This is a genomic window from Nostoc sp. CCY0012, from assembly GCF_963920855.1.
GTDB lineage: Bacteria > Cyanobacteriota > Cyanobacteriia > Cyanobacteriales > Nostocaceae > Cyanocohniella.
In genome coordinates this window covers 1-17313 of the sequence record NZ_CAWUDM010000080.1, presented here as the reverse complement: position 1 = coordinate 17313, position 17313 = coordinate 1, and the positions used below count along the sequence as shown (strand labels likewise).

Below are 17313 nucleotides of genomic sequence, written 5' to 3'. Positions count from 1 at the left end.
GGAATCTATGTTGATTAAATGCTTCCAAAATCGGCAACGTAACTCGTCCTTTTAGCAAAATGCGAATCCAAATGTTGGTGTCAATGACTACTCGCAAGTCATATCGGCTGGGATTGCTGACGCACAGTGTTCATTTCAGCCATGATGTCATTGTCTGTAATATCATCAACTGGAGGTTCAGCATAAAGTTCTTGAATTAAAGCCGTCAAATCTGAACGTAAATCTAGTTCAATCAAGGCTCTGGCGACTTTTGCCCGTTCATCTGGCTGCAACTGTTGTACTGCCGTGATGAGTTGTTCCAAGGTGATTGGAATTGATACCATGTCGGTAGCTATCATGATCATTATCTTAAATTGTAATGCGATTGTCATTTAAAGGGCGATTCGCATTTGGTAAAATCAGGGAATAGAGGTAGCCCATGAATGTTGCTAATTGTTTCTCAGTACAGTTTGCAGAGTAGTGATTCTCTCTGGTAATTCTTAGGGTTTAAATTGAAAGCGATCGCTTAAATCCTTAACTACTTGATCACGAACATTGAGATCATCTAAAATCGCTAGTCCAGACACAGAATGCGTTACTATCGATTTAGTCAGTTGTGGAATCAAAATTGATTGTGGCTACACCACTCAACATAAACGAAGCCCTACTACAAGAGGCATTGGCACTGGAAGACCACGCCTCCATTGATTCTCTGGTGGAAACAGCACTGCGCGAATATATTCAACGTCGTAAGCGGCTCAAAGTGTTAGAACTCTTTGGTACTATCGATTATGATGCAGACTATGACTACAAACACCAACGTCAAATTTACAACCAAGATTCAACAGATAATGCTGTTACCTGTATAAGTCGCTGAAAGTCGCTATCGGCTGATACAACAGTAAAACTATACTGTAGAGCCAGAGCAGCAATCCAGAGGTCATTTTCATCAAAACCCAGGTCTGTTATTTGAGTTTTTCTGCGTTTGCTTTTATCTTTGGGGCCAAATTGTCTCATTAAAGCTGCTTTGAGTTGACCATAAATGCTAGCGGTGTCCTCTGTAACGCTGTAGATGCGTATATCTGCGAGAAAATTTTTCAACCGAGCGAGATTGGTTTCTCTCTTGGCAGAATTTTCCATCATATATGTAAGTTCTCCCTGCACAATTACGCAGGTGGCAATATTTAATTCTCCTACCTCAGCTATTCGACGAATTACGTTTGGTTCGCCGAGGATGATGGCGCTACAGTGGTTTGTATCTAATAGATTCATGACTCAAAAGGATTCAAGTCATAATCAAATTTAGCTTTACCACGTGTGGCGTAAACCGACTGAAGACACTCTTGAAAGTCATCGCCTTCCCAGGTTCCCGCGTGTCTTAGAATCGAACGCCCGGAAGCTGGACGGTAAGGTAGTTGAGAGTTTTCTGTTGAATTGGATTCTGGTAGTTGCTGGGTATCTTCTAATTTAACTGGTGAAACAGGTGTATCTTTTTTGTCTGCTTCTTGCTTAGTCTTGAGAAAGCGCAAAAAGTCTAGAGTTTCTTCTAGAAGAGAGTCTGGGGAAGATTCAATTTCTTGGAAAAGGCGTTTTTTGATAGTCATAAAGGTATTGTGTCACTGAATTTATGGCGTTGCTGAACTAAAGTATGAAATACCAAAATCACCTTGATTTTTCTTCCTACCTTTGCGCCTTTGCTTCTTTGCGTGATACAAATTCATATTTTCAATCAGCACTTATTAAGAATATCAAAGGCAGGCAAGACTTGTACTGAGCTTGTCGAAGTATGCCTGCCCCACAAGAGAAGATAATTAACTCAAGGCTGACTGTAAATCACTGTGCGCCTTGGCTAACGCCTCCGATAACTTACTCGCATCACGTCCGCCGGCTTGGGCTAAATTGGGTCTACCACCACCGCCACCGCCGCAAATTTTGGCAATAGCACCGACAAATTTACCCGCTTGTAAGCCCTTTTTATTTACCTCTGCACTGAAGGCTGCAACTATACTCACCTTTCCTTCTTCCGGAACCGAACCCAGCACTACTGCACCGTTACCGATTTTTTGCAGTAACCTTTCGGCCGCAGTTTTCAATGATTCTGGGTCAACGTCTTCCATTTGCGCCACCAAAATTTGATACTCGCCTACAGATTCTACTGTTTGCAGCAAACTATCTGATTTAGCGATCGCCAATTGTGATTTCAGTGTGGCTAATTGTTTCTCACTATTTCTCAGTTCAGTTTGCAGAGTGGTGATTCTCTCTGGTAATTCTTCTGGTTTAACTTTAAAGCGATCGCTTAAATCCTTAACTACTTTATCCCGCACATTAAGATAATCCAAGATTGCCGGGCCAGATACAGCCTCAATGCGTCGCACCCCAGACGCCACACCCGCCTCAGAGATAATCTTAAATATGCCTATCTCAGCAGTATTACTGACATGAGTCCCACCGCAGAGTTCCATTGACACACTCGGAAAGTCAATCACTCGCACTTCTTCGCCGTATTTTTCCCCGAACATGGCCACTGCACCTCTAGCTTTGGCTTCGTCTAAGGGTAATACTTCTACGTTGGCTGCATGGGCTTCGGCAATCCAAGTATTTACCTGTTCTTCCACTTGTTCGACTTCTGCTGGTGTTAAAGCACGGGGACAGTTGAAGTCAAAACGCAATCTATCGAAGGAAACCAGGGAACCTGCTTGAGATATACCTTCATCGACAATTTTCTTTAATGCGGCTTGTAATAAATGGGTTGCAGTATGGTTAGCTTGGGCGCGACGACGACAAGCCCGATCTATTTGGGCAGTTACAGCATCTCCTACTCGGATTGTACCGCGTTCGATGCGGCCAAAGTGGATAAAGAAATCAGATTCTTTTTTCACATCTTCCACGCGCACCACTACACCATCACCGGAGATATAACCGCGATCGCCTATTTGTCCCCCAGATTCGGCATAAAATGGGGTTTGGTTCAAAACAAGTTGAATTTCTGTCCCGGCTTCTGCTTCCTCTTGGGAAATGCCATCTATTAATATGGCTTCCACGTTGGCTGTCGCCGCAGGTTGGGTATAACCGATAAATTCCGTGGCGTGGATGTGTTCAGCTAACTTATCTAAAGAACCTTGGACAGTTAAATCGATGGTTTCGTGGGCGGCTTTGGCGCGTTCCACTTGTTTTTGCATTTCGGCGTTGAATCCTGCTTCGTCTACAGTTAGCTGATTTTCCTCGGCGATTTCTTGGGTGAGTTCGAGGGGGAAACCAAAGGTATCGTATAAGGTAAAGGCACTTTCACCGCTAATTTGGGTTTTGCCTTGCTGTTTTACCTGTTGAATGATTTCTGCTAACAGTTTTTCACCCCTATCTAAAGTTTTGAGGAAATTGGATTCTTCTCGTTGCAGTTCAGCTTTAATTGCAGCTTCCCGTTGGCGCACATTGGGATAAGCTGATTCAGACAGGGAAATTGCAGTTTCAGCAACTTGGTTAATAAATTCGCCAGTAATGCCAATTAAGCGCCCATGACGCACTACCCGCCGAATTAACCGCCGCAGCACATAACCCCGTCCCACGTTGGAGGCGCGAATTTCATCGGCAATCATGTGGACAACGGAACGCACATGATCACCAATGACTTTCAGGGAAACTTGGGTTTTCTCGTCGCTGCTGTGGTAATCAATCCCCGCAATTTGGGCTGCTGTTTGAATAATCGGGAAAATTAAATCAGTTTCATAGTTATTCGGTACTTGTTGGAGGATTTGCGCCATCCTTTCCAAACCCATACCGGTATCAATGTTTTTATTTTGCAGAGGTGTCAAGTTACCTGATGCATCCCGGTTATATTGCATGAACACGAGGTTATAAAATTCGATAAACCGGGTATCGTCTTCTAAATCGATGTTTTCATCACCGCGTTCTGGGTGGAAATCATAATAAATTTCCGAACAAGGGCCACAAGGGCCTGTGGGGCCAGATACCCAAAAGTTATCGTCTTCGCCCATGCGCTTAATTCTGGCTGCGGGTACGCCGATTTGATTGCGCCAAATATCATAAGCTTCGTCATCATCTTCAAAAACGCTAACTACTAGACGTTCTGGAGGTAAGCCGAATACTTGGGTGGATAATTCCCAACCCCAGGCGATCGCTTGTGATTTAAAATAATCACCAAAGCTGAAGTTACCCAACATCTCAAAAAAGGTGTGATGGCGTTTGGTGCGTCCCACGTTTTCGATGTCGTTGGTACGGATGCACTTTTGGGATGTGGTAGCCCGTTTAAAGTCTGGCGTGCGCTGTCCCAGGAATATCGGTTTAAATGGTAGCATCCCCGCGATCGTCAGCAGCACGGTTGGGTCTTCTGGTACGAGGGAAGCACTGGGGAGAGTCTGGTGTCCTCGTTGGGCGAAGAAGTTGAGGAATGAGTTGCGAATTTCGTTACCGCTGAGTTTCTGGGGATTGGAATGCATGGGTGGAAAGCAAAAGTAGTTTTACTAAATTGGGAACGTCCGCAGCAGATATTTGTCTGTTGTACAAACAAAGTATGACCCAGGATAGGAAATCTCTGCCATTGGTGAGTTACTGCTGGGACGTGTATCTACTGGGTTATTGCTAAAAGTAGCTTTATATTATTTTTGCATTTTGTTTCAGTTTGTTGCCAGTCATTTTGCCGAGTAGGCACTTATATGCAGTTATTGTGTACTTCTCTATCTGTGAATACCCTCATTACCTAACTTCAGTAAGATGTGCGATCGCTATCTGCATCAATAGCATGGAATACATAAGTAAAAACAAAACTCAGATACCGAGGTAGGTAATGGCACTAAAACTAAAAGTTCCGAATATGGCTTGTGAAGACTGTGCAACGAAAATTACTAACTCTATCCATGTAATGGAACCCGATGCTCAGGTAGATGTAGATGTCCAAGATAAAACAGTAACTGTGGAATCTGCTGCTTCTGAAGAGTCGATTAAACAGGTGATTGTTGCTGCTGGTTATAGCATTGAAGGCTATTAGTTACAAATTAATTTGGGTATAGGAACTTAGATATAGAACTGGCTGTATCAAAATCATCTATTCCTGATTTTCCGCTCATATATTGGGCGGAATATAAATTATTTATTTTTGAGGTTTAATTACATTTCAAAAACTAATTTATCTTGATAATTATGTATATTTACGAGGTATTTTTATAAAATTGTAAATAAAGACAGAACTACTTAAATATACAAACAAACTCTACCACCACTAGATAAAATTTTGACTACTTAGGCATCGTTTATCTGCTTAATCATACTCCTGGACTAGGAAAAAGCCTCTCATTAGTAAGAAAAAAATTTTTTACTGTTTACGGTATATAACATTTATGATTCTGAAAATACCTTACGGTTTTTACGGACAAAATATAATTTTATATTTTTTTAATTTTTATGGCGTAGTTAAAATTTTTGCATTTATATAGACCTAATAAATAGCATTTTTTTATTTTGCAATGTTCCCTTATAAATCACATATGTAATTTTTACAGAAACTTTTAAAATGACAAACCAAGATTCCGTATTTTTACTGTTTTAAAAAAAATACGAAAAAGCAGACAGTAACTATGAGAACTTGACATCACTCAAGTTACTTCGGATACGGGTATTAAGAGGAGATTAAAATTGACAGCTATTTATTTATTTAGCGTTAATACTATCAAACAAGGGTAATTCCTCTGTGACATAAATACCGATATATTTAATAATCGGAAAATAAGCAGTAAGTTTTAGCTTAAAATAAGGCAGAAAGCACAGTAATGAAAATTTCTATTCTGGTCTTTGGGAGTCATAACTTTCTCGCGACACTTCCCGATCAGATCCTTGATGCAACTGATTTTAATATAGAAGTAATCATGGATATCAATCAGGCAGTTTCGCGAATTCAAATTACACCGCCAGATGTAATACTTGTGCAAGCTAGTCTAGATGGCAGTATGCAACTATGCAATTGGTTAAAAAGCCAAACTCAGTTATCCTGGATATACTGTATTCTTGTAGAAGATAATCCCCAATTGCTTGCTGCTAGAACTAAGCATAGCTGGGATTGGGAATTAGATAAGACTGCTACTGCACTGAGACAAGGGGCTGATGCTTACATTTGGCACCTTCCTGAGACAATAAGAGAAAGTAACTTTGCAGGCATGAGAGCAAGTAGGTGTCTATTACTAGCTCAATTGATGGTTGGTGTGCGAAAGGCGCAAAAATACCGTGATTTATTACGGACAAATGATTTATTGTCAACCATCGCCTTGGCTGATACCTTAACAGATATGAATAATCGGCGGGCGTTGGAATGGGAATTACCCAGACAAATCAAAAAAGCGCGCACTCACAATACTCCCTTGAGTTTGATTATCTTAGATGTAGATTATTTTAAGCAAGTTAACGATACTTACGGACATTTAGTAGGCGATCGCCTTTTACAATTACTATGTAGTCGGCTACGGCATAATTTGCGGTTTCAAGATACGGCTTTTCGTTATGGTGGCGAAGAATTTGTGGTTGTTTTAGCTAATACGAATAGCGAGGAAACATTGGTAGTAGCAGACCGTCTTAACCGCATAGTGGGCGAAGAACCGTTTACAATCAACAGTAAACTAACTATCAATATTACCATTAGCTTAGGTGCTGCTTGTCTGCAATCAGAAGATGATGATAAGGGTTTCACCTTGCTAAATCGTGCTGATCAATATTTGTTACAAGCAAAAGCTGCTGGTCGTAATCAAGTTATTGGGCGTGATTATTTACCCTCAGTGTCGCATTTACACGCAATTCCATCATAAAATTAATCACAAGTGGGATTACTCAAAACACTCTGACAATCTGTAACTGAAGCGCGTTGTTGCATAGCTTTAACTAACGCTTCGTAACTAGACCAATTTTCTTGCAGTAAAGTTTTGGCTTGGAGGAGATGAAACCGCTGTTTTTGTTGACAAGCTGATTCAGAAAAACCTAAACTTGCCAAAACTCCCACTAGCTTGCTTTTATCATCAGATCCACCTTCAGCAGCATCAAAAACTAAAGTTTCCGCCACAATTCCCGCCATCCACATTGTGCAATAGCGATCTAGCATTTGGGCGCTGATTGACCCTTTTTCTAGTTGAGATGCTAATTCAGCATCATCAAAAGTCACACCACCTTGGCCTGGTTGTCCCTGTTTCCAGGCTTCCCAAGCACTGAGAGTATAGCCAGTTACAGGAATATCTAGCAAGTGCGCCGTGAGAAAATGTCCAGCTTCATGGTGGATAATGCGATCGCGGTGTTTGGGAGAAAACCCTGCAATCCAATCTAGAAAAATAGTACCTCCCTTACCTTGCAAACTAAAATTATCGAGAGTGGCTATTCCCAAAATCGTGAAGGTAGCAAGTGCGGGTATAGTTGGGGATAAGTGAATTAATGGCCCTAGCAGCACCGAGAAGGTCATGAGAAAAATAGATATGGCAACTAAGTTTAAAGCAGTTTGACTCATCCGAATTTTTTTAAAGCTGATTTTTTTTATGATTAAGGAGTTATAGCTACCTTAATCACCTTACGTGCCTTCATATCATAAAATACCTGTTCTAAATCTTGTAGCGATCGCTCTTCACTGATGAGTAATTCCCAGGGTATTTTACGACTAGCGATCAGTGCCAATGCCGCCCGGACATATTTCGGTGTATTATGAAACACACCTTTTAAAGTTAGTTCACTGTAATGTAATTGCTCTGTATTAACTGTAATCGTCGTATCTCGTGGACAACCACCGAATAAATTAACAGTTGCACCGGGACGAGCGCAAGCGATCGCAGTTTCCCAAACACTAGGTACACCAGTAGCTTCTATTACCACATCTGCACCCCATCCTTGAGTTAGTTTTTTCACCACACCGGGAATATCTGGAGTTTGATGATAATTAAAGGTTTGGACTGCACCGAGTTTTTCACCAATTGCTAACCTGTGGTCATTACCACCCCACAGCCACACCTCAGCCATATCAGCCAACACAGCCACAAACATCAATCCAATGGCCCCATCTCCCAACACAACTACTTTATCTTGGGGTTTAATATCAGAACGGGCTATACCATGCAATACACAAGCCAAAGGTTCTGTCATGGCTGCCAATTGTAACGGCAATTCATCGGCAACCCGCAACATATTATGCTGGACTATCGGTGCAGGTATTTTCAAGTATTCCGCAAAAGTTCCATTATTCCATGTCAAATGGGGACACAAAGAATACTCTTTTCGTTGACAAAAAAAGCATTTCATGCATGGAGCAGAATTATTAGCCACCACGCGATCGCCTACTTGCCAATCTGTCACACCTGCACCCACAGCCACAATATGCCCTGCGGCCTCATGACCAAACAAAGTAGGTGGTGTCAACATCTTCGCATGACCACCACGCCGCCAGACTTTCAAATCCGTGCCACAAGTGGTCGCTGCACCAACTTTGATAACAACCTCACCAACTTCTGGACTAGGGTCAGCTACCTGTTCTAAGCGAAAATTTTCCTGACCGTAAAGTAACGCTGCTAACACAGCTTTCGACCTAACTAATTAGCTCCACCCGATTGTATCAGGTATTCGTCATTGGTCATGGAGACTGGGAAAGTCAACCCCTATTCCCTACTCCCTACTCCCTACTCCCTCAAAGTAGTCTGAACCCCTGCCGTACTCAGAGTTTCCACTTTAGGCAAGCGACTGACAGTTAACAGCGGCACTTCTTGTCGGCAGGATTGGCAAAACCAATACAGTTCACCATAACGGACATGACGCAGGAGCGAATCACCGCAACACGGACAAGTGTTGGCTCTCATACTCATACCAATGCCCTCCTTAGAAAAAGTTATTGTTTTAAAGCGTTCAAAAAAGTTGTTAATTAAAGTCAGACTTGAGCCGCATCTTTATAACCATGTATGTTGATGCGGCTATTAATAATTTGTTCGTAAACAGCTTCATAGTTGTTAACCATTGGGCTAACACTAAATTTTGTTTCTACATGTTCTCGACAGGCTTGACGATTAAGTTCTAACGCCGCAGGAATCATCCTTACCATTTCTTCATAGTTTTGGCAGATAAAACCTGTTTTGCCATGAACAATTACCTCCGGAACAGAACCTAGATTTATGGCAATTACTGGCGTACCAGTTGCCATTGATTCAATCATTACTAAGCCAAAAGGTTCTTGCCAATTAATAGGAAAAAGAGTTATTGCAGCATTGCCCAGAAGTTCAGCTTTTTCGTTATGGTTAATTTCGCCAAGGTATTGAATTTGCTGACCATCAATATGGGGGGCAATTTCTTGTACAAAAAACTGTGCGTCTCTGTCATCAACTTTTCCTGCCATCTTCAAGCGCCAACCAGTCTGTTTAGCAATGGCGATCGCATATTGGGGGCCTTTTTCTGGTGAAAAGCGGCCTAAAAATGCTAAATATAGTGGTTCTTGCGGTTGGTCTATAAAGGGATAATCTTGGGTTTCTATACCGTTATAAACTGTGGCAACGTAGTTTAATTTGATTTGACGTTGGGCGTTACTAATGCTTACATATGCTTGCTGGTAATGGTGACTAAATAATTTTTGATTATCCTTAGTAAACCCATTGTGTAAAGTATGCACGGTGGGTGTTGATACCAAACTCGCTAAAGGTAGTGCCATCATCCCTACATGGGAATGAATAATATCGAATTCCGCAGCTTGCTGATAAACTTGGTCAAGTTCTAGAGTTTCATACACTGAATATTCTGGGACATCTTTGTCTAAACGCAATGCCCGCGGATAAACTGCTTTTAAATGAGCTAATGTTTGAGAGTCACCAGAAGCAAATAAAGTAACTTCATGACCACGACGAACTAATTCATCGGTTAAGTGACTCACAACCAACTCAATTCCTCCATAACAAGTAGGCGGAACTCGTTCCCATAAGGGGGCAACCTGAGCTATCTTCATAAGTTGCTGGGTTTAGTAGGCAAGATATTACTCAAATTAAGTACTGCCATCATTCATATAAAAAACGAGTATTTGTACTTATTTTTGAGATTTAAATTAACCTCAATTGAATCTTAAGAGTTCCATCTCAGTTAACCGTACCTTTAACCACTAAGAATGCCTTTTTCAGACTAATTGAAATAGCTAGCTAGTAGCTACGTTATTTAAATATAGCCTAGGTTTAAATAGTTGCATCTACCTTGGGGATCATACTTTACGTGGTCTTTTTTGTAGCTAAACTAACAAATTACTAAATTTTGTAGCTGACAATACTAAAAATAGGAAGTCGGATCATTTTTTTGTAAAGCTAACTTAGCAAAGATGGCGCAGAAAAGAGCAAGCCACATAAATTTTCAACAATTATATATAAAAGTTTATATAAATTTTTCTTTCATTCAAGTCTAGATGTTGCAAGTTGCCCTTGGGTTGATAATAGGATTTACGCACTCGCCACGAAAATCAAAACTTTGAGGTTGCTTCCCTACGGTCGCAATGACGGAAATACGTGATTCGTTACGTAAGTCCTGGATAAATTAAAAGTAACCTTTTAGTTTTTAATTAATATTTTTATTTTGCAACGCCAGAAATCAGATTTGTTTGCCCTGGCTGTTGGGATTTCAAACTAACGGTTGGGTATTCCAGCAGGACAGAGGGTGAAATTACAGAGGTTAGTTTTACCCGCGTGGAGTTATAGGCTAAGGAGAGTTTTCGTTGGGCCAAGTTTCTCACACGTTGTGGCAGGTTCAAATCTTGCTGTTCAATTGCAGCTTGTTCCTGAAAATATTTTTTTGACCGTTCTCCTAAAGAAGACTGTCCTTTTTCGAGTCTAATTTTTTCGATGCGATCGTCGAAGAAATTAAGACCATCCATATTACTATGATGAATTGGTAAACCGCTTTTTACGGCGGCTAAAGCCATTGCATAAGTAGGGTGTTTGTGTAAACCCAAAGTGTCTGCATAAATAGCAAATTCGCCCCATAGCTGTAAAAAGTCTAGTTCTCGCCCATCATCAGCTTTCACCACAAACAAAAACTCGTTGATAAACTTCACAGAAGCAGAATCAAGATCAACCCCTGCTTTCTGTGCCATTTTTGTGATGATATGCTGCTTGCGCTGAAGTTTTTGAGACAGAATAGGCTTGTCAAATTGTTGTCGCAGATGTTTTTTCATATCTCCACAACTGCGTGCTGTTAACCCAGGATTAAAGTCTAAATTATGAGGTATGGGGCTGCAAATTCGCACATCTGCATCGAAATACATGACTGTAGATGACAGAGAAAGAGCATACTTAATTGCAAACCTTCTTTCGTGATACGCAAGTACTCCTCGACACCAGTGTTCAATAGCAATGACGTTAGGTTGGTTTTGAAAGGCTATTGGTTTATCGGTAATAACTACAAATAGATGATTCGGTGCAAATTGATAGAGATCGCTTGCCAAAAGTTTTGCTAGCGACACATATTTATTGCCAAATGCGGCTGTACAAAAACACAGAGATTCAGGATAGTCTTTAGGTTTATTCATTTATGAAGATTGTTTAAAGCTTAAATGTATAAGGTACGTATAACACCTATGTCTTATATTTGTCTAGAGCTTTGCTAATGCTACAATCATTGCATTTCATGCCATCCGTAAATCATTGATATTGATGTTATGCCAAGGAGGAGGCTGGATTTTCATCAGTCATGAGCCACAAGCTACCATTTGTTTAATGTTCAAATTTATACGTATTTAACTAAGTATATTTGCTATTATATATATAATGTTTTTATGAAAATAGCTACTTGGAATGTCAACTCAATTCGCACTCGTCTAGAACATGTGATCTCTTGGTTAAAGGAAAATCCCATTGATGTCCTCTGCTTACAAGAAACAAAAGTTGTGGATGCTGATTTTCCGCGATCGCCTTTTACAGAATTGGGCTATCACGTTTATGTTTCTGGACAAAAAGCTTATAACGGCGTAGCCTTAATTAGTCGCCAACCATTGAATGATGTTAGTACTGGTTTCACGCCAATTTTGCCCAAAATTGAGCCAGAATGGGATATCCAAAAGCGGGTAATTACAGGCGTACTCGATGATATTCGGATTGTGAATCTTTATGTACCTAATGGTTCAGCAGTGGGAAGTGAAAAGTACGAATTTAAGCTGGGTTGGCTGACAGTGCTAAGAGAATACTTGCAAACCCTTTTAATTTCACAACCAGCTATTTGTATGTGTGGCGACTTCAACATTGCCCTAGCAGCCGAAGACATTCATGAAAAAGCGAATGCCGAAAATCACATCATGGCATCCCCAGCCGAACGCCAAGCTTTACGAGATATTCTGCAACTAGGATTTGCCGATGCTTTTCGCAAATTCACCACTGAAGGTGGACACTACAGTTGGTGGGATTATCGCGCCGCCGCCTTTCGCCGCAACATGGGTTGGAGAATTGACCATCATTATCTCACGCCAGTTTTGTACGATCGCGCTCAAAGCTGCATGATTGATGTTTCTCCTAGAAAATTGCCCCAACCCAGCGACCATACACCAGTAATCGTCGAATTTTAGATTAGGGTGTTACCCTCAAGACAGGACTAAAGTCCTGACTACGAGCAAAAATTTTTTATCTCTTCAAAAATCGCTGACGCATCCGCACGGCAAATGTATTAACCTCTGGTATTTTCATGAAAGAGGCAATGATGGCAAATACAACAATTCCTACTAAACCGGAGATACACAACTGCAACAGTTGAACAATTAAGCCTTCTGTACCTAACAACTGCTGCAAACCCACTAAAGTCCCAAAGCTGGCAAATCCAGCAACAACGCTACCCCCAATTAATCCCAAAATAGGCACACTCCATTCACGCAAAGGTAAGCCGTTGAGTTTGCGATCCAGTAACCACAACAGCATTAACATTGAGCTGCAATTAACACCTACTGTGGCTAAGACAATCCCAGTAGCACCAAAAGGTCTTACCAAAATCCCATCTAGGACAACGTTGAGAAAGATGTTAAAGGTACTGATGCGAAAAGGTGTCTGTCCATCCCCCAAGGCATAAAATACTCGTACCAAGACATCACGCCCTAAATAAACAAACATACCAATACCGTAAGCAATCAGCAGTGATGATACTAGCTGTGTCGCTTCTTGTGTGAAAGCACCCCGTTCATATACTATCTGCACAATCGGCACCGATAACACGACCATCAGCGCCCCTAGGGGTAGCATGGTCACGGCGGTGAGCAAAATTCCTTGACGAATGCGTAACTTAAGGTCTGGCCAATGTTCTGGGGCGGCTAATTTGGCAAACATTGGTAATAGAGGCAGCAAAATAATATTAGAAATAATTCCTAATGGAGTTTGCACTAAGAGATTGGCATAGTTAAAGCCAGCCGCCGCACCAGGGATGGGACTAGCAAAGTACAAGTCAGTGGCGACATTAATGGGCATCATCCCAGAGGAAATGGTCGCCGGAGTCATGATTCTAATGACTTCTTGCACTCCAGGGGATTTAAAATCAAACCGCAGACGTAATGTACCTAATCCCAAGCGCCACTGCACAATTAACTGCGCTAACCACTGGAGTATTGCCCCTGCTAGGGTTCCCAGGGCTAAGACTATACCACCGATAAAGGCGTATTCTGGCTTAATAATATCCCTACCCAGTTGCCCTGTTAAGATGGCAATCCCGGCAATCACAGTCACGCTGGATAATAAGGGACTGATTGAGAGTAACCAATATTGATTAGCTGCATTGAGAGTGCCGAAACCAATACCAATTAAGCCCGCAAATAAGGCCATTGGTGCCATAATGCGGATTTGTTGAATGGCGATCGCTCTGGTTGTGGGTTCCAGTCCATAACCTACAATATCAACGATCGCATCAGCAAAGAACAGTTGAGCGAATGTCACCAGTAACAGTAATCCACCCACCAGGGTTGTCACTGTTTCTACTAGAGGCGCAGCGTCTTCGTGCTTACGCTTGGCTAAAACGCTAACCACCGCACTGTGTAATGGGCCATTCACACCGCCTAAAAGTATTAATAAAAAGCCAGGAATAATGTAAGCATAGCTATAGGCAGTAGCAGCAGCACCCACACCAAAAGCGGCGGCGATCGCCTGCTGTCGCACCAAACCAAATACTTTACTAATTAATGTGGCTGCGGCAACAATGCCAGCAATCCCGGCGAATGAACGAGAGGGTTTCGAGTCTTGTTGTGTCACTAATATTACCTGACAACTCTTGCAGAGTGCATATCTGAAACATTTAACCTAAATTTTAGAAGGATGTCAGGTAAATTTTGACTAATTCTTAATTATTACTCCGCGATACCCTCTTAAGCTGAGATATCTTGTAGACCAATCCAGCGGGTTATGGTTGTCTTTTTACTAACGTAAATAGAATTATTTTTGTAACTTTTGCTCTCTTGGAGTGATTCTTCTACCACCATCTGTGCCAAGGAACTAGAATTTACGTAATGATATACTGGCATATCTTGCCAGCAATGACGGCAAAACCAAGTCATTCCTGAAGCACGTATATGTTGCAAAAGTATCCCAGAACAGCAAGGACAGTAATTCATACTTTTCTCAAATCCTGATGATAAAAACGGTGGTGTAGAAAATGCGAGCAGTGAATAAATTGCCCGTCGTTAATTAAAAAACTGTTTATATCTCAAGAATAGTAATGAAGTATGAGGAACTTGTGAGGAAAATTATATTAATCAACTATTTGTAATTTATATACATAATTTTCTATGTAATATCCTCATTTGTATTACTAAAAATTTACTCACACCAAACATGAAAAAGGCAGAGGGACAGGCGGTGAAGCCCATCCCACAATTAATATTGGAAAATTATCTCTGGGGAAATCCCTAAAAAATGAAATTTAGGGTCTAACTCGCTATAGATTACTGGGGATACAGTAGAACCTACCGAACTACCGTGTACACACGAATAATTGAGGAATTGAGATTTCAGAAAATACAGAACCTCATTCCCCGCTTCTCTTCTAATTAAGTGAGAGAAAGATAGACTTGTGTGTGTACAGTGGAGCCGGCAGAAAAAGAGAGATTGCGGTTCAACCGGATATCACCACCCTAAGCTTAGACGGCTTCTGTGTTCTTTTCCCCAGTACGAATACGTACAACTTGCTCAACAGGTGAGATGAAAATTTTGCCATCGCCAATTTCACCTGTACGGGCAGCACCAATAATTTTGTCTACTACCATATCAACCTGACTGTCCTCAATGACGATTTCCACTTTCAGTTTTTGCAAGAACTCAACAGTGTACTCAGAACCCCGATAACGTTCTGTTTGACCTTTCTGCCGTCCAAAACCCCGAACTTCGGAAACGGTCATGCCAACAATACCAGCATTGACTAAAGCAATTTTGACTTCATCAAGCTTAAAGGGGCGAATAATTGCTTCTACCTTTTTCATCATCTCGACTCCTTACTTCTTATAGGATAGGTTCGTTTATATATCTAACCAGATATACTGTCTGAGAATGTTACCATTGGCGCTATTCTCAGAAAATATGTACTAATTGCAACTTTTTTTAAACCTGTATGTGTCCAATGATGTATTTATGACACATAAATGAATTCCCCTTGGAAATTCTTCAGAGGCGAACAAAGAATAAAATCTTTCAAAAGTCAGGGGATTATAACTAACGATTGTGATGTTCAAACAAGGGACGCATAATCAAATACCCAGCACCAAAAGCGGTGAGCATGATTAACAAGATAGTGATAGCTAACCACCAGCCACTAAATTCTTTTACTTTTGTCTCCATCGGAGAATAATAGCGGACTTCTTGCTCTTCTATAAATACCTGTTCTGGCATGGGGTAATTGATTTCCTCAATAGGCACAGAAAAGCTAGATTTATGACTTTTGCCTTTTGGGGCTTCAGTAACCACGGGTGGACGCGGACGGGGAGCCGGCTGAGGTTGACGAGTTTCCTTGACTGGTTTTTTTGCTGGAGTTTTTACTTCATGAGCAGTATGGGCAGTTTGCTGAGAACTAGGCTGAGGATGCAAATCGACAAGTTTTTGCAGGTGGCTAAAAGACTGGATTACTTTGGTAATTTCTTGACGTAGTAGTTGATTTTCCTGCTCTAGTTGCTGATTTTGGACGGTGATAGCATCTAATTTCGCTTGTGTTGAATGTAACTCTGTTGCTAATTCCCGGTATACGGACAGAGGCACAGTAGGAGATTGAGTTTGGGTGGTTGGTGGTTTTGGTGGATTGCGGTGAACAGAACTTGGGGTTGTTCGCATTAGTGACCTGGTATCAAAAATTAAGTTTATGAGATCGTACAGAGATGCTAGCAAAGTCTAGCCATCTCGGAAACTAGCCCAAGAATAATTGATAAATGCTCAGAGAGCAAAGATTTTTAATTTACTTTGAAATATCTCAGTAGTCAGTGGTTAGTAGCTATGGCTGCTGACGGTGAATTATTGACGTAAGAGAGGAAAAAAGTGTCCTACAGGCCCTTGCCCTTTACCGATATCTAAGGCGTAAGTCAGAGCATGAGTGACATAGTTTTTTGCTTGTTGTACTGCTGGCCACAAATCCATACCCTTGGCCAAATTAGCTGCGATCGCAGCTGATAATGTACAACCAGTACCATGAGTATTTTTAGTATCTACTTGTTGTGTGATCAAAGTTTCCAGCTTTTGCCCATCAAACCAGATATCAACACCACGTGAGTTGCCCTGCATTCCTCCACCCTTAACTAATACAGCTTTCACTCGGAGATTTCGGTGTATAGCTTGAGCTGCTGCCCGCATATCGTCTAGGGAATTAATGGGGAAGCCACTTAAAATCTGTGCTTCATAGCGATTTGGCGTAACAATAGCGGCTTGGGGAATTAAAAAATGACGCAATGTTTTGACCGCATCATCATCAATCAATTGCGCTCCTGTGCGTGATACCATCACTGGATCAACTACTAAGTTCTCGATTTGTAGTGCTTCGACTTGCTGGGCAACAGCAGAGATAATTTCTTGGTTCAGCAACATTCCTGTTTTTGCAGCTTGGACACTAATATCTTCTACCACCGCTTGAATTTGGGCTACCACCGCCTCTGTAGGCATAGCGTCAACCCGTCTTACCTCTAAAGTATTTTGTGCCGTCACACAGGTAATAGCGCTAGTACCGTGGACACAATGAAAAGCAAAAGTGCGTAAATCAGCTTGAATACCTGCACCACCACCGCTATCTGAGCCAGCAATGGTTAAAGCAACAGGTGTGGGGGATTTTGTGGCGGAGTTCATATAAGTAGTGGGTGAGGAGGGGATGGGGGGATGGGGGGAGTAAGTCTTTGCGACTATTCCCAAG

At 41.5% G+C, this 17313-nt stretch carries 18 protein-coding genes; 4 read left to right on the top strand and 14 right to left on the bottom strand.

What is annotated here, in order from left to right; all coding sequences use genetic code 11:
* Positions 1-98 precede the first annotated feature (98 nt).
* The gene (locus ACM0OS_RS20500) at positions 99-323 is read right to left on the bottom strand and encodes a hypothetical protein (protein ID WP_414545045.1); all 225 of its coding nucleotides are present in this window, start codon (positions 321-323) and stop codon (positions 99-101) included.
* Positions 324-613: 290 nt separating this feature from the next.
* On the opposite strand from ACM0OS_RS20500, the gene ACM0OS_RS20495 reads away from it, so the two are divergent.
* Positions 614-856: a type II toxin-antitoxin system VapB family antitoxin gene (locus ACM0OS_RS20495; RefSeq protein ID WP_414545044.1), complete on the top strand. Its 243-nt coding sequence runs from the start codon at positions 614-616 to the stop codon at positions 854-856.
* On the opposite strand, the gene ACM0OS_RS20490 is transcribed toward ACM0OS_RS20495, so the two are convergent.
* From ACM0OS_RS20490 to alaS, 3 genes are all read right to left on the bottom strand, one after another.
* Positions 808-1251 carry a type II toxin-antitoxin system VapC family toxin gene (locus ACM0OS_RS20490; protein WP_414545043.1) on the bottom strand — a complete coding sequence of 148 codons (444 nt, stop codon included), beginning with the start codon at positions 1249-1251 and terminating at the stop codon, positions 808-810. The two genes, ACM0OS_RS20495 and ACM0OS_RS20490, sit on opposite strands and share 49 nt — an antisense overlap.
* Complete coding sequence (locus tag ACM0OS_RS20485; RefSeq protein ID WP_414545042.1) at positions 1248-1583, bottom strand: DUF2281 domain-containing protein; 336 nt, start codon at positions 1581-1583, stop codon at positions 1248-1250. The genes ACM0OS_RS20490 and ACM0OS_RS20485 overlap by 4 nt, the downstream gene beginning before the upstream one ends.
* Positions 1584-1790: 207 nt before the next feature.
* Positions 1791-4433 (bottom strand): alanine--tRNA ligase, encoded by a 2643-nt coding sequence (gene alaS / locus ACM0OS_RS20480; RefSeq protein WP_414545041.1) that lies wholly within the window; start codon positions 4431-4433, stop codon positions 1791-1793.
* A gap of 347 nt (positions 4434-4780) precedes the next feature.
* Between alaS and ACM0OS_RS20475 the strand changes: the two genes are divergently transcribed.
* Both ACM0OS_RS20475 and ACM0OS_RS20470 read left to right on the top strand, forming a co-directional pair.
* Positions 4781-4981 carry a heavy-metal-associated domain-containing protein gene (locus ACM0OS_RS20475; protein WP_414545040.1) on the top strand — a complete coding sequence of 67 codons (201 nt, stop codon included), beginning with the start codon at positions 4781-4783 and terminating at the stop codon, positions 4979-4981.
* A gap of 778 nt (positions 4982-5759) precedes the next feature.
* Positions 5760-6785 carry a diguanylate cyclase gene (locus ACM0OS_RS20470; RefSeq protein ID WP_414545039.1) on the top strand — a complete coding sequence of 342 codons (1026 nt, stop codon included), beginning with the start codon at positions 5760-5762 and terminating at the stop codon, positions 6783-6785.
* Positions 6786-6787: 2 nt separating this feature from the next.
* On the opposite strand, the gene ACM0OS_RS20465 is transcribed toward ACM0OS_RS20470, so the two are convergent.
* From ACM0OS_RS20465 to ACM0OS_RS20445, 5 genes are all read right to left on the bottom strand, one after another.
* On the bottom strand, positions 6788-7471 hold the full coding sequence (locus ACM0OS_RS20465) for an ATP-dependent Zn protease (RefSeq protein WP_414545038.1): 684 nt from the start codon (positions 7469-7471) through the stop codon (positions 6788-6790).
* Between the two features lie 32 nt (positions 7472-7503).
* Positions 7504-8526, bottom strand: a complete 1023-nt coding sequence (locus ACM0OS_RS20460; protein ID WP_414545037.1) for a zinc-dependent alcohol dehydrogenase — start codon at positions 8524-8526, stop codon at positions 7504-7506.
* Between the two features lie 101 nt (positions 8527-8627).
* The gene (locus ACM0OS_RS20455) at positions 8628-8810 is read right to left on the bottom strand and encodes a hypothetical protein (RefSeq protein ID WP_414545036.1); all 183 of its coding nucleotides are present in this window, start codon (positions 8808-8810) and stop codon (positions 8628-8630) included.
* 62 nt (positions 8811-8872) lie between these two features.
* Positions 8873-9934: a glycosyltransferase family 4 protein gene (locus ACM0OS_RS20450; protein WP_414545035.1), complete on the bottom strand. Its 1062-nt coding sequence runs from the start codon at positions 9932-9934 to the stop codon at positions 8873-8875.
* 606 nt (positions 9935-10540) lie between these two features.
* A complete protein-coding gene (locus ACM0OS_RS20445; RefSeq protein ID WP_414545034.1) occupies positions 10541-11497 on the bottom strand; it encodes a hypothetical protein in 957 nt (318 codons plus the stop codon).
* Between the two features lie 246 nt (positions 11498-11743).
* Between ACM0OS_RS20445 and xth the strand changes: the two genes are divergently transcribed.
* Positions 11744-12526 (top strand): exodeoxyribonuclease III, encoded by a 783-nt coding sequence (gene xth / locus ACM0OS_RS20440; protein WP_414545033.1) that lies wholly within the window; start codon positions 11744-11746, stop codon positions 12524-12526.
* A gap of 55 nt (positions 12527-12581) precedes the next feature.
* On the opposite strand, the gene murJ is transcribed toward xth, so the two are convergent.
* From murJ to thiD, 5 genes are all read right to left on the bottom strand, one after another.
* Entirely contained in the window at positions 12582-14186 is a 1605-nt protein-coding gene (gene murJ, locus ACM0OS_RS20435; RefSeq protein ID WP_414545032.1) for a murein biosynthesis integral membrane protein MurJ, read from the bottom strand.
* Between the two features lie 113 nt (positions 14187-14299).
* Entirely contained in the window at positions 14300-14545 is a 246-nt protein-coding gene (locus ACM0OS_RS20430; protein ID WP_414545031.1) for a hypothetical protein, read from the bottom strand.
* Positions 14546-15070: 525 nt separating this feature from the next.
* Entirely contained in the window at positions 15071-15409 is a 339-nt protein-coding gene (locus tag ACM0OS_RS20425; RefSeq protein WP_414545060.1) for a P-II family nitrogen regulator, read from the bottom strand.
* A gap of 229 nt (positions 15410-15638) precedes the next feature.
* A complete protein-coding gene (locus ACM0OS_RS20420; RefSeq protein ID WP_414545030.1) occupies positions 15639-16250 on the bottom strand; it encodes a hypothetical protein in 612 nt (203 codons plus the stop codon).
* A 177-nt stretch (positions 16251-16427) separates the two neighbouring features.
* The gene (gene thiD / locus ACM0OS_RS20415) at positions 16428-17249 is read right to left on the bottom strand and encodes a bifunctional hydroxymethylpyrimidine kinase/phosphomethylpyrimidine kinase (RefSeq protein ID WP_414545059.1); all 822 of its coding nucleotides are present in this window, start codon (positions 17247-17249) and stop codon (positions 16428-16430) included.
* Positions 17250-17313: the final 64 nt, after the last annotated feature.